Genomic DNA, 13,250 nt, shown 5'->3' on the forward strand with positions numbered 1-13,250 from the left:
AAATCTTCGACTGAACTTTGATATACCCAAACCAATTACTTGGTCACAAAGTACGATATTTTAAAGCAGGAAATTTATTGTGTATTCTGAGGGGGATTTAACTTAAAAGTGGTCGGTGATGCAAGATTCGAACTTACGACTGAACTTTGATATACCCAAACCACTTGCTTGGTCACAAAGTACGATATTTTAAAAAGGAAATTTATTGTGTATGTTTTTCAGGAGAGGTATTCAGAAAGTGGTCGGTGATGCAAGATTCGAACTTGCGACTGAACTTTGATATACCCAAACCAATTACTTGGTCACAAAGTCAGATGTTTTAAAACAGGAAATAGAATAGAATTTTTGAGAAAGTGGTCGGTGATGCAAGATTCGAACTTGCGACCCCTTGGACCCAAACCAAGTGCGCTACCAAGCTGCGCTAATCACCGATTTTTTCAGTAGTGTACATTTTAACTTTGGGGGAAGATAAAAAATGGGGTGGCTAAAGGGACTTGAACCCTCGACAACCGGAATCACAATCCGGGGCTCTACCAACTGAGCTATAGCCACCACTGAGGTGTACTGATACATATTTAATGCTAGGGCGATAAATATGTATGCTGCTACTTAACAGCGCGGCGATTGTAGTGCATTTATGCCTAGAATGACAAGCAAAATTTTTACTTTTATTGGTATTTATACCTTATTATTTTTGTTTTACTGTCTTTGTTTGATTAATGTACCGTTAAGCTCATTTAGAACGGGTCTGGCGAGCTATCAGCCATTGCTCCGACAATCAGAACAATGACTAAACAGGGTATGATTTTTACTATCAATCTATTCTAATGGAATCAAATAGGATTGACTCAGAAAGGTCCACAAACCAAAGCACGTTTAACGCCAGGAGTTAATTTATCTAAGCCATCAATGAGCTTTTCATTGCTAATTAATACCTCAACAATTTGTCCCGAATAGCGAATGGCAGTTTCACGCATCATACCCATCATCGGCCAACCCCATAAAGAGGAGACAATTACGCCATCTTGAACAAAATAAGGATCAGTTAAAAAGCTACAACTCAGTACCGCTTCAACAGGGCTTCTATTGGTCGGGCTACCGCCGACTAAATCAATAACCACTGAATTTTCAGGGATTAACTCTTTAAGGTGCTTATTACTGATCAAGAAATTTTTTCCTCTTAACTCCGCTGATTGCTCAGCGCCATTAATGACGATATCAGCACCTTTAAGCCAATAATCAATACGACTTTTGGCTGTTTGGCTTCGGCCTAATACATGGATATTTTTAATGCCTTGTTGATGTAATTCATCCAATGCTCCTTGAGCTACATTACCATAACCAAGAATAACCGCCTTTAGATCGGCTTTATTCAATGACGGCTTACTGTCCGCCAATAAACCCATGCCATATCTTGCACCTGCTTGTCCCGTTTCATGCAGGCATTGGATTCTACGCAGGCCAAATTGTGCGGGTGAATGGTTTGCTTGATAATCAGCTATGGCTTGTTGGCCCTGTTCATTTTCAAAGTCATTGATGTCAAAAATATGGGTTTTTAACGCTTGTAGTTTTTGTAGTATGCCTTGGGGATCTTTAAAGCTTTTACTGTCGTAAAAATATAATGCATTCTCGCCAGTGGCATCAAGCTGTTCGAATGAAAGTGACGGTTGAATAATTTGCAAAGAACGGGGGCTACGGTTGCCACAACGATTTATAGCACCACGTAAACGTTCACTCCAACCAATAACCCTGACCCGTAAACCGCCGATGGTATTGTCTTTAAAGAAAGGAGTTAAAGCTGTATTCATGGCAACACGGCCAAGTATGCGTTCATCGGAGTCCCGTTTAGGAGACTGACAAATTTCTTCCATGGCAATGACATTAATACGCCTGTCTTGCAGCATTTTTGCTCTGTCAGGGTAGGAATTAAAATGCGCCATGCACAAGAGTGTGCAGCCTTCACTCATTTGCTCTATAGAAGCCAGTGCCGGACCTTTAAACTTAATAATAAGTGCTTTATCTTTATATATCTGTTCAGCGGTTTGCATGATGGCATTATTTTTTAGGTATTCATCATCACTAAAACCCACACCTTCTCCGGCACCAATTTCAACATAAACCTTAATGCCGGCAGCCACTAATTGACCGACATCATTGGGTACCAAAGCAACGCGTTTTTCTAGGCCACCAGGGTTTTCAGGTGATTCTATTTCTTTAACAAGGGCTACGGAGGAATAACGAGAAAATGTCTGTGGCATAGAGGTACTCTTTAGAAAATGGAGAATGTGATTTCAGCATAACACGAATGCTTGCTGTCGTTTTTATGCGGGTTAGTTTTTCATTATGTAAGCAGGTTATCGACAAAATTTTCGGCTTTGACCTTGGTGCACGACAACAGCGTAGGGCGTTATCAACACCCGCTTGTCATAAGGTCATTTATAGCAGGGCAAGAAAAAGTGTTTAGTTTACTTGTGGTAAATCTGCATAGTCACTAATGAGCTAATCATCTAGTTTATAAAAGTGAGCAATATTACGTCGTTTCAGTGAACGTAACGTCTTAACCTTTAGATAGTTATTGTTTTTCCTGACCATCATTTTCTTCTTTTTTAATTTCATATAGAACGTCCAAAATAATTAATCTATACCCTAAATATGGTGCCAATTTGCCTTTAATCAATAGTAGTGACTAAAGGAATTTGTAAACTATCTCACTAACAGAGTAATGGGTAAAGTGGTCAACTAGCCAATAATAATCAACTTACTTTGTTATTATCTAACGATAAGGCAAGTTACTGCCTCTCATTAGATAATAGCCCTTTTATTTTCATCAAGCCAATCAAGCCGATTAATGTGGGCTAGAGATACTCTACCCGTTAAACAAGCTGACTCTCATTGGAGTGCTTCTCGGACGCCTGACTAGTAAATGTGGCTTTTAATTGCTCAACAATTAAGTAGTTTACCGGCACCAAAATCAAGGTAATAAAGGTGGCAAATAAAATACCAAAACCTAGTGATACCGCCATTGGAATGAGGAACTGTGCCTGGGTAGATTGTTCAAACAATAGCGGCATTAAGCCGATAAAGGTGGTTAAACTGGTTAACATAACCGGTCTAAAGCGTGCAGCACCTGCGGTAAGTACGGCTGTCATTAACTCGCCGCCTTCGCTGCATTTTTTATTTATAAAATCGACCAATACTAGCGAGTCATTTACTACCACACCAACTAACGCCAACATGCCAAGTAAACTCATGATGGTTAATTCCATGCCCATGATCCAGTGACCAATAACGGCGCCTATCATGCCAAAAGGAATGATGCTCATCACAATGATGGGTTGTATATAAGATTTAAAGGGGATGGCCAAGAGTGCGTAGATGATAAAAAAGACAAATAACAGTGACCAAGCGAGTGAGCCAAAGGATTCTCTTTGTTCTTTGGCTTCACCTTCGAGAGAATGACTAACCCCTGGGTATTGCAGCATAAGTTCATCTAAATAGTCTTTTAAATCTGCTTGCAACACCGTCATATTGGTATTGGACTTTTCTACATCGGCGCTAACATTGGCGGTGCGGTAGCGATCAATCCTAGAAATGGTTGAAGGGCTTTTTCCCGGGATCAGCTTGGCAACATGAGATAGCGGCACTGAACCACCGTTTGGTGTCGTTACTAGGATATCTTCTAAATCAGCGATAGTACGGCGCTCATCAAGTGGTAAGCGCACCATAACGCGGACATCGTCTCTGCCGCGTTGAATGCGTTGTACTTGTGAACCAAAAAATGCCTGCCGTACTTGATTAGAAATACTTGTGCGGGTTAAGCCTAAGGCTCTACCTTGTTCAGTTAATTCAATTTGCAGTTCTTCTTTACCATTTGACAGGCTATCGGCAATATCAAAGACGGTGGGATAAGTAGCCAAACGGACTTTTACTTTATCGGTAATCTCTTTTAAGGTTGCTAGTGAACTGGCTTTAAACTGCACATGAATGGGGTCTGATGAACGACCTATTTCAGCTCTAAAGGTAATGCTTTCAGCGCCCGGAATAGGACCAATTAAGTTACGCCATTCACGTACCAGTTCTCGTGAGGTAACCGATAGCTCTCGCGACTCTGGCGGAGTAATTTCAAAACGAACACTGCCCTTATTTGATACGCCACCACGGCCACCGGTGGTGGCTAATATATTAATAATGACACTTTCGTTGGTCGATGGCTCAATGTATTTTTGCTTTAACTCTTCGGCTTTTTCAGCCATTTTAATAATATACTTATTCGTTACCTCAAAAGGCGTACCTGCGGGTAAGGTCAGCGTAGCTCGCACGGTTTCACTAGGGATGCGTGGGAAAAAGACAAATTTTGTCCAACCACTCATTATCAGGGCAAGTATAAGAAAAAATACCGCAGTAAAACCAACTAAGGTGGTGGCTTTGTTATCAATGGCGCGTTTTAGTAAAGGCTGATAAAAACGAATTATCGAGCGTTCGAAACCGTCGGCAAAGCCTTGTTGAAAACGACAGAACTTAGATTGCTGGTCTTTTTCCGAACGTAGCTTTAAATTTTTAAGATGAGAGGGTAAAACAAACTTTGATTCGATTAAGGAAAAAATAAGTACCGGAATAACGATAACCGGAATTTGCGCAAACAAGGCGCCGCGATTACCTTCAATAAATGCCAGCGGCAAAAAGGCGGCTACGGTTGTTAAAATACCAAAGGTAACGGGAGTTGCTACTTCTTGAGTGCCAAGAATGGCGGCCATCTCGCCAGACTCAGCGGTTTTTAAGTGGGTATAAATATTCTCTCCGGTGACTATGGCATCATCAACGACTATCCCCAATACCAAGATAAAGGCAAATAAGCTCATAATATTTAAGGAGACACCAAAAAAAGGCATCATGATAAAGGCGCCCATAAAAGAGATAGGAATACCAATAAATACCCAAAAGGCAATGGAAGGTCTAAGAAATAGGCTTAATAAAGCCAGTACTAAAATACCGCCTTGCAAGGCGCTGGTGGTTAGCGTGGCAATACGATTTTTAACTATTTGAGAATCATCATCCCAAAAACTTAATTCAACGCCGACCGGTAAGGTGCTTTGTTGCTCATTGATGTAGGTTCGTACGGCATCGGCAACGTCAATAGCACTTTGCTGACCTATACGATAGACGTCGATAAAAGCGGCTTGTTTACCGTTAAAACGCGTGCGTACTGGAGTTTCTTCAAAGTCATCTTTAACGATGGCAATGTCACTTAGACGAATGATAGCACCATCAATATGGGTTTTTATCGCTATTTTTTCAAACTCGTCTTTGCGATAGGCTTGGCCTTTTGAGCGCAGTAAAATATCACCGCCATTAGTTTTTAAATTACCGGCAGAAATATCTGTGCTTGAATTTGATATTGCTGAGGATATTTGGGCTATGGTTAAACCATATTGGCGTAATTTGTCTTGTGGTACTTCAATGGATATTTCATAGTCACGGACACCGCTGAGTTCAACTTGGGTGATGGCTGGGATTTTTAATAAGTCATCTCTGACTTTCTCGGCGAATTCACGGGTCTCTTTTTCGCTATAAATGCTGGCAATAGTCACGGCAATGACTTCACGTTTACGTGTTGCTAAAGACACTACCGGCTTTTCTGCATCGGCAGGAAAGGTATTTATTTCATCGACTCGGCTTTTTATATCAGCAAGCATTTCACGGGGTTCATAGCCCGACTCTACCTCAATAGTGACCGAGGATGAGCCTTCTGAGGAACGACTAGAAATTTGCTTGACCCCTTCTAAGTCTTGTACCGCCTCTTCAATACGAATTGAAATGCTTTTTTCGACATCTTCAGGGGTTGCGCCACGCAGCGAAACTTTAACGTTAATGCGGTCGGTAGCAAAAGAGGGAAAAACCTCTAACGGAATACGGTTAGTTAAACTAAATAAACCGGCGATTAAAATGGTAATTAATAGCAAATTTGCCGCGACATGATTTCGTGCAAACCAAGCAATCATTAGTTATTCACCTTATTTTGTTGGCTTGCTTGGTTTGATTGTGTGGTATTCGCTCGGTGTGCCTGTTTAGCTTTGCGCTCTGCCATTAACGCTTCTATCGAGATGCCTTTTTTATCGGCAATTTTTTGTAATTTATCAAGATGCTCTTTTGACATCTTTCGCTGAGGAGATCTTTTGTTACCTTGGCGGGGCGCTTGTCCGGCAATAGCAACAGGAGTGCCTGAGCTAACTTGTCCTAGGGAGGTTAATACTAATTCATCACCAGCGACTAAACCTTGGCTAACTATTGACTCAGTACCATTTTGCCAGCCTAATTTAACCTCTTTGCGCATCAATAACCCCTCTTCAACGATATAAACATAACTACCCTGATAAATCGCGCTGCTAGGGATCACTAAGGCATTTTTTACTTCGCGACCGGTAATTTCGGCGGTAACGTATTGGCCCATTTTTATTTGCGCACCTTGGTTATAGGCACCATCGTAAGGGCGGATAATCTGGGCAACCACGTAGAGTTGTTGTGACATTTCATCAATTGCACTTTCGGTACGGACAATTTTACCTTGCCACACTTGTTTGCCCATAAGGTCAGATGAAATGACCACATTACTTATCAATGAAGTGTTGGGACTGTCTTGGGCACTATTATTGAGACTAGCTTCAAACCTTTCATGAGCATTGCGATATTCTTCTGGCAATTTCATTAGCGGTAAGTCTTTGTTTTTTATTGGTAAGCGAATCTCTACATAATCAACAGCGAAAATATCGGCTAGTTGAGTATTGCTTGAAATTACCTGTCCGATATCAACATTCTTTTTTAATATTCGACCGGCATAAGGCGCAATAATTTTAGTACGCTCAAGTGAAAGCTTCACTTTATCAAGCAAGGCTTCAGCTGAGAGTACTTGTGCCTTAGCGGATTCCAGCTGAGGCTGACGCAGTACTAAGGCATTAGGCGCTTTACCATTACCTAACCTCTGCCAATCTGCTTTCGCTTGGTTTACTCGGGCCACTTCTTCTTGCAAGCTTTGCTGAGCGGATATTAAACTGGCTTGCGCTATTTTAACTTCTGCGCGGTGATCCCTGTCATCAATCTGCATTAAAATATCACCTTGCTCAAAAAAACCACCGGCTCTAAATTGTTGACTGACATGATTTATTTGTCCTGAAACCTGGGCGAAAAGTACACTTTGAGTTCTCGGTTTTACCGTACCAAAACTTTGCACCATCACTTGATAGGTTTGTGGTGTCACCGTGGTAGTCGTGACTGTCATTTGAGGAGCTTTTGATGGTTTTGACCGTTTACTTGTCGGAGGATTTTTAAATATCATCATCATTAAGGCGATAGTGGCAATAATTATGACGATAGGCACTAATATTTTTTTATATTGAGCAGCGGTAGACATATTTATTCGGCCTTTAGTGTAGGTGATGGCGCAAGTGACGGTGTGGTGAAGTCGCCACCCAAGGAAAGATGTAAATGAATACGATTGGCAATGAGTTGGTTTTTAATTTTTATTAAGGTGGTTTGCGCTTCGAACGAACGATTTTGCGCATCAAGTACCGTGGTATAGCTGACCAAGCCACTTTGATATTGCTCGAAAGATAACGTGGATGCTATTTGGGCATTTTCTTGCGCCGCTAACATGGTGTAATAACTAAGCTTTAAACTCTTTTCAGTGGTGATGGCATTTTCTACATCGCTAAAGGCTTCATATAAAGTATCTAGGTATAATTGTTCACCTTGTTTTAGCTCGATACGGGCTTTCTCTTCATTGGCCTCTAAACGTCCGGCATTAAAAATAGGCGCTGAAATACTGCCCAGTAATGACCATGCTAATGAAGAGCCGGAGAGTAAATCACCAACATCAGCAGCAGAGTCACCGACGGAGCCTGATAATACGATGCTAGGGAAACGTTGTTTATGGGCGTAAGCTAAGCTGGCATCTTGAGATAACAGTTGATACCAACTGGCTTTTAATTCGGGTTTTCGGCTAATTAACTCAGAAGGTAAGCCAACCGGAATGTCATTGGTTAGCAGCGGTAAATTGGCATTGACTAATAATTCACCCTTTGGATATTCGCCGATGAGACGCTCAAGCTGCCTAATCAACTTGGTTTTTTCAGTGCTTTGTTCTGATACTCGCGTTAATTCGGTATTCAAATCGTTACGGGTTAAATAAACATCAAGGGCAGCAGTTAAACCTGAGTGATAACCTGCTTCGATAATGGCTAAATTTTGTTGCGTGTTTATTACTCTGTTGCGATAGAGCTTAAGTAATTTATCAGCTTCTATGACGCGAAACCATGTGGTGACTACATTGACAACGAGTTGCTGCTTGTACTGTTCAAAACTCGCCTTTTGCGCGAGGTAGTTATAGTTACTGACTTGATCGGCAGCAGATAACTTACCCCAAATATCAATTTCGTAACTTAAATTCAAATTAACAGAATTACTATTGGCATAACTGACGGTTTGGTTGTCTTTATTGCGGCCACTGCGAAAAGAAAAATCAAGTTCAGGCCAAAGTTGGCTGCCAGAAACAATCAGCTGCTGCTCGGCAATTTCAAGGGCATAAGCTTGCATGGTAAACTGGTGATTAGCGGCTAAGGCTTTAGTCACTAATTGCTGAACTTGTGGATTATCAAGTTGAGATAACCAATTATTTTCTACCGATAATACTTGTTGGCTTTCTTGCCAGTTTTCTGGAAGTGTCGGCTTAGTAAGGTTTTTATCTACTTGTGAAGTATTACTACAAGCCAATAAAAACAGGCTTGAAAGTAGTGGCAGTAGTTGTCGGAATCGACGTGTCATAACGAGAGCAACTCAGTTTAAATAAATTATCTAATACCAGTGTAATAAAAGCAACGCCGAGGAGATATAGCTTTTACATAAGTTTACAGAACGCCCACCTGTAAGGGTTTGTAACTAGATCTAGCTAATACGTACGACCATTTGTTGTACCGCAATTTTTAGTGGTTTACTGATATTTTTGTTGGATCTGCTGTAGTTCTCCTTGAGTCATCATCTGATTGAATATAGTTTTTAACTGCTGAGCAGATACCTTGTGATGACTTTTTTTAGATATCTGTAACCATGGGGTGCGCTGTGAAACAATTAACGGCTCACCAAAAAAGTCTCTATTTAGACCGAGTTGTTTAGCAGCACTGATGATTGGCGCCATAGGTCCGATGATAGCGTCAACTCGACCCTTTTCTAACATTAACAGCCCTTGATTAAAGTCACTGACGGTTTGTTTGATAATTCTAGGATTGGTATCGATGTCATCACTAAATTTCGCGCCCCGTAAATAAGCGATACTGAGCTTTTCTAATTGTGCTACTGACAGGTAGTTAGTACCTTTTCGACCAATAACGACATTTTTTAAGGTCGGCAGCGGATAAATATAATCGACATAATCTTCTAATTCCTTATATTTAAACATAATAGTTAAATCAGTTTTACCCAATTTAAGCTCGTGTATTATCCGCCCATAAGGAAATATATGGTGCTCACTTTCTATACCCGCCTTTGCCAGTAGAGCGTTGGCTAAATCGTAATAGATACCACTTTGTGCGCCGTTGGTATTAATGCCGTAAGGAGCAATGGCTATCGTTCTAACTTGCAGTAGCGGTTCTTTAGGCGCGGAGATACAGTCGTGACTAACGCACAACAGCATAAGAGAAAATAGTAAGATGAAAAGCTTCATTAAACTAAGTCCATTAAGTTAGTTCCCATTTAGAGCTTACCAGAGGTTTGAGAACAAATAGAATTTTTTTGTAACTATTCACCTTAGATGAAAGAAATTCTGTGCGGCTATCGAATTGCTGGGCAGCTGCCAAAGGGAAAGAAAAGCATCTTCACCTGCAAAGGTGTAAGTGAAGATGCGATGTTTGCTAGGTTAATTAAGCATCGTTATTTAAGCTTTGCTAATTAACGCTTGTTAAGTAAGTCAATGAAGAAGCTATATTGCAAGGCGGTATCATGAATGCGTTTGAAACGTCCAGATGCGCCACCGTGTCCCGCTTCCATATCGGTTTTAAACAACAATACGTTGTTATCGGTTTTATAATCACGCAACTTGGCAACCCATTTCATTGGCTCAAAGTACTGTACTTGTGAGTCATGCAGTCCTGTTGTTACTAATATATTTGGGTAGTCTTGTGCTTTCACCTGATCGTAAGGTGAATACGACAACATGTAGTCATAATAAATTTTATCTTTTGGGTTGCCCCATTCTTTAAATTCATTAGTGGTTAGCGGGATACTTTCATCAAGCATAGTGGTGACTACATCAACAAAAGGTACTGCTGCTGCAATGCCTTTGTATTGCTCAGGTGCCATATTAACAACAGCGCCCATCAATAAACCACCGGCACTACCGCCAGCCGCGAAGACATTATCTTTATCGCCGTAACCTTGTGCTGTTAGGGCTTTAGTGACATCAATAAAGTCTGTGAAAGTATTCATTTTGGTTAACTTTTTACCGTCTTCATACCAAGGGCGGCCGAGCATTTGTGAACCACGGATATGGGCAAGTGCGTAAACAAAACCACGGTCTAACAAACTTAACCGACTGACTGAAAAGTAGGGGTCGATTGTGTGACCGTATGAACCATAGGCATATTGATATAATGGGTTAGTACCATCTTTTTTGAAGGTATCTTTACGATAAACTAAAGATACCGGTATTTTTTTGCCATCACGCGCTTCAACAAAAATACGTTCAGAAGCATAGTTATTGCTGTCAAAGTCACCTAATACTTTGGTTTGCTTTAATTGCTTTTTAGCAAAAGTATTTAAGTCGACATCGTAATGCGTACCTGGGGTGGTGAAACTTGCGTAGTAAAGGCGCAATGCTTTGTTGTTTAGCTCGTTATTACCATATAACTCCAAGGTGTAGGCGGTGTCATTAAAACTAAGTTGTTGCTCTTTACCGGTTGAAAGTTGCTGAATTGTGACTCGGCTAATACCGTTTTCACGTTGTTGATAAACGAGGTGGTCGGTAAATACTTCATAATCTTCAAGCTTAACGGCATCATTAGCAGGTATAACATCTTGCCATTGTGTTTTATCGCCAAGGTGTTTTTTATGAACTTTCATTAAACGAAAGTTGGTTGCTTGCCAGTTCGTACTGATGTAATACCAGTCATTTGCTTTAGCGATAGAATACTCATGGCCTTCTTCACGCTCAATAAATTTTTTCGGCATCGCTTTAGCATTATTCGCATCGATGACTGAGACACCACTGGCTTCCGTACTGCCATGCCAAATAAAGATGCTACTGCCGTCTTTAGATTTACTCAGACCGGTGTAGTACGCTTTATTACTTTCTTCATAGACCATTTCATCAGTGCCTTGTGCTGTGCCTAAGGTGTGACGAAATACTTGGAAACCTAATAAGGTTTGTGGGTCTTTTTTGATGTAATACACGGTTTTATTATCATTACCCCAAACAACGCCACCGTTAGTGCCGGTAAGCTTGTCATCAAGTAAAGTATTGCCGGCAATATCTTTGAATTGCACCGTGTAGATTCGACGACTCACAGTATCTTCACCATAAGCTAATAACTTGCCATCAGGGCTAGCGCTTAAACCAGTAACGTTATAATAATCATGAGCTTTGGCTAACTCATTGACGTCAAGCAATACTTCAAGATTGCTGCCTTTAAAGTCGGTTGCTCTTACGTGAATAGGGTACTCATTCTCGCCTTGCATTTGACGTGAATAGTAAAAATTGCCTTTTTTGGTTGGCACAGAATTATCGTCTTTTTCAATACGCGCTTTGATCTCTTGAAAAATCTGCTCTTGCAGTGCTTCAGTATGTTTTAACTGTGCCGTGGTGTAATCATTCTCTGCGGCTAAGTGCGCTAAAACTTCTGGCTTGGTACGACTATCATCACGCATCCAGTAATAATCATCGACGCGAGTATGGTTATGAATAACCATTTTATGAGGAACTTTTTTCGCGACCGGGGCGTTTATCTGTACTGCGGTATTAGCTGTGTCATTCTCTTGATTACTACAAGCTGCAATAAGCAGGGCAGAGGAGACTATTAAGCTTAGCTTAGTCTTGCTGATGGCTCTTTTCATGTGTATTCCTTATCATCCCAATTCGATTAAGCTCCTCCTGCATGGGAGGTAACTGATAGAATTGTTATTATCCTGAGCCCGTATTGCTGAACAAGCTCAAATGTTAAAAAAATGTATCGGGGAATAAGTTAGCATGATATTAGTTATAATCAAATGCACTTGTCGCTTAATATGGTTAAGCTAACCCGTTTTCTCAATTAACGCTTTTTGTAAGGACGTTTCGCTACTATGTCATTAGATAAAATTTCAGCTCAGTTAGCTACTAAGTCTGCAAGTAATAAAAAATCATTACCGCCAGTTGAGTCGTGGAACCCACCTTATTGTGGTGAAATTGATATCCAGATAAAAGCGAATGGCGATTGGTTTTACGGTGGTAGTATTTTTAAGCGACTGCCATTGGTAAAGTTATTTGCCTCAGTGTTAATTATGGAAGTTAGTAAGGAAGTAAATAATAACCTTGAGCAGTACTTTTTAGTCACGCCAGTCGAAAAAGTAAAAATTAAAGTAGATGATGCGCCTTTTGTGCTTACGCAGTGGCACTGGCTTGATGAAGAAAAAACTATCATGCAAGTAAGTACAAACTTAGATGATGAGTTTATTCTTGATGCACAGCATCCGCTTATTATTAACAAGGACGGCGATTTGTATGTCACCGTTAGACGTAATTTGACTGCGAAAGTACACCGAAATGTTTATTACCAGTGGGTCGATATTGCTAAAGAACAGCAGACAAAAAACGGCACTGAGTTAATCATTACCAGTGCCAATTGCCAATTCAGTTTAGGCACTTATTGAACCTTTAGTCTTTGAAAAAACCGAATGTTACTACCTCGGTGTAGCGCGAAGCGAGGCCTACATGGATGTAGGTCACTTAGGTTATGCATGGAGCATATAACCTGCCTCTGTGCTCTCGGTGGTAGTGATTAACTTTAGGTTTTGTGTTTAAGAACAGGCAACGAAAAATGAAGTACAAAAAATAACCAGAACAAAGATTTCTACCACAGAGGACAGCGAGGCTGTGCTATACCGAGAAGAGAAAGGAATTAGAATTCTCTTTTTGGGTTATTTGAACCACAGACAGTACAGTTGGCTTGTTTCTTCATATTAAACTGTTGCCATTGATTGGCTAAACCATCAAGTAAGTTTAGCTGATTTAT

7 protein-coding genes and 2 tRNA genes are annotated in these 13,250 nt (G+C 40.6%); 1 reads left to right on the forward strand and 8 read right to left on the reverse strand.

What is annotated here, in order from left to right; genetic code table 11:
• Nucleotides 1-354 precede the first annotated feature (354 nt).
• The 8 genes from F580_RS0122360 to F580_RS0122395 all read right to left on the reverse strand — a co-directional run bounded on the left by F580_RS0122360 (nt 355) and on the right by F580_RS0122395 (nt 12,093).
• A tRNA-Pro gene (locus F580_RS0122360) sits at nt 355-431 on the reverse strand.
• A 45-nt stretch (nt 432-476) separates the two neighbouring features.
• Nucleotides 477-552 (reverse strand) — tRNA-His (locus F580_RS0122365).
• Nucleotides 553-848: 296 nt separating this feature from the next.
• On the reverse strand, nt 849-2,258 hold the full coding sequence (locus F580_RS0122370) for an alanine dehydrogenase (protein ID WP_019029995.1): 1,410 nt from the start codon (nt 2,256-2,258) through the stop codon (nt 849-851).
• 615 nt (nt 2,259-2,873) lie between these two features.
• A complete protein-coding gene (locus F580_RS0122375) occupies nt 2,874-5,999 on the reverse strand; it encodes an efflux RND transporter permease subunit (RefSeq protein WP_019029996.1) in 3,126 nt (1,041 codons plus the stop codon).
• Nucleotides 5,999-7,405, reverse strand: a complete 1,407-nt coding sequence (locus tag F580_RS0122380) for an efflux RND transporter periplasmic adaptor subunit (RefSeq protein WP_019029997.1) — start codon at nt 7,403-7,405, stop codon at nt 5,999-6,001. Before F580_RS0122380 ends, F580_RS0122375 begins: the two co-directional genes overlap by 1 nt.
• Nucleotides 7,406-7,407: 2 nt before the next feature.
• Nucleotides 7,408-8,814 carry a TolC family protein gene (locus F580_RS0122385; protein WP_019029998.1) on the reverse strand — a complete coding sequence of 469 codons (1,407 nt, stop codon included), beginning with the start codon at nt 8,812-8,814 and terminating at the stop codon, nt 7,408-7,410.
• Between the two features lie 166 nt (nt 8,815-8,980).
• Nucleotides 8,981-9,709: a substrate-binding periplasmic protein gene (locus tag F580_RS0122390; protein WP_019029999.1), complete on the reverse strand. Its 729-nt coding sequence runs from the start codon at nt 9,707-9,709 to the stop codon at nt 8,981-8,983.
• 224 nt (nt 9,710-9,933) lie between these two features.
• Complete coding sequence (locus F580_RS0122395; RefSeq protein WP_019030001.1) at nt 9,934-12,093, reverse strand: S9 family peptidase; 2,160 nt, start codon at nt 12,091-12,093, stop codon at nt 9,934-9,936.
• Nucleotides 12,094-12,321: 228 nt separating this feature from the next.
• Between F580_RS0122395 and F580_RS0122400 the strand changes: the two genes are divergently transcribed.
• Complete coding sequence (locus F580_RS0122400) at nt 12,322-12,888, forward strand: DUF1285 domain-containing protein (RefSeq protein WP_019030002.1); 567 nt, start codon at nt 12,322-12,324, stop codon at nt 12,886-12,888.
• The last annotated feature ends 362 nt before the right edge of the window (nt 12,889-13,250 follow it).

Origin of the sequence: Colwellia piezophila ATCC BAA-637 (genome assembly GCF_000378625.1) — a bacterium.
In the GTDB taxonomy this organism is placed as follows: domain Bacteria; phylum Pseudomonadota; class Gammaproteobacteria; order Enterobacterales; family Alteromonadaceae; genus Colwellia; species Colwellia piezophila.

What these genes read in the sequence shown, in the direction of transcription:
- F580_RS0122395 (WP_019030001.1), bottom strand. Translation starts at nt 12,093, where the DNA reads ATGAAAAGAGCCATCAGCAAGACTAAGCTAAGCTTAATAGTCTCCTCT.
- F580_RS0122390 (WP_019029999.1), bottom strand. Translation starts at nt 9,709, where the DNA reads ATGAAGCTTTTCATCTTACTATTTTCTCTTATGCTGTTGTGCGTTAGT.
- F580_RS0122380 (WP_019029997.1), bottom strand. Translation starts at nt 7,405, where the DNA reads ATGTCTACCGCTGCTCAATATAAAAAAATATTAGTGCCTATCGTCATA.
- F580_RS0122400 (WP_019030002.1), top strand. Translation starts at nt 12,322, where the DNA reads ATGTCATTAGATAAAATTTCAGCTCAGTTAGCTACTAAGTCTGCAAGT.
- F580_RS0122375 (WP_019029996.1), bottom strand. Translation starts at nt 5,999, where the DNA reads ATGATTGCTTGGTTTGCACGAAATCATGTCGCGGCAAATTTGCTATTA.
- F580_RS0122370 (WP_019029995.1), bottom strand. Translation starts at nt 2,258, where the DNA reads ATGCCACAGACATTTTCTCGTTATTCCTCCGTAGCCCTTGTTAAAGAA.
- F580_RS0122385 (WP_019029998.1), bottom strand. Translation starts at nt 8,814, where the DNA reads ATGACACGTCGATTCCGACAACTACTGCCACTACTTTCAAGCCTGTTT.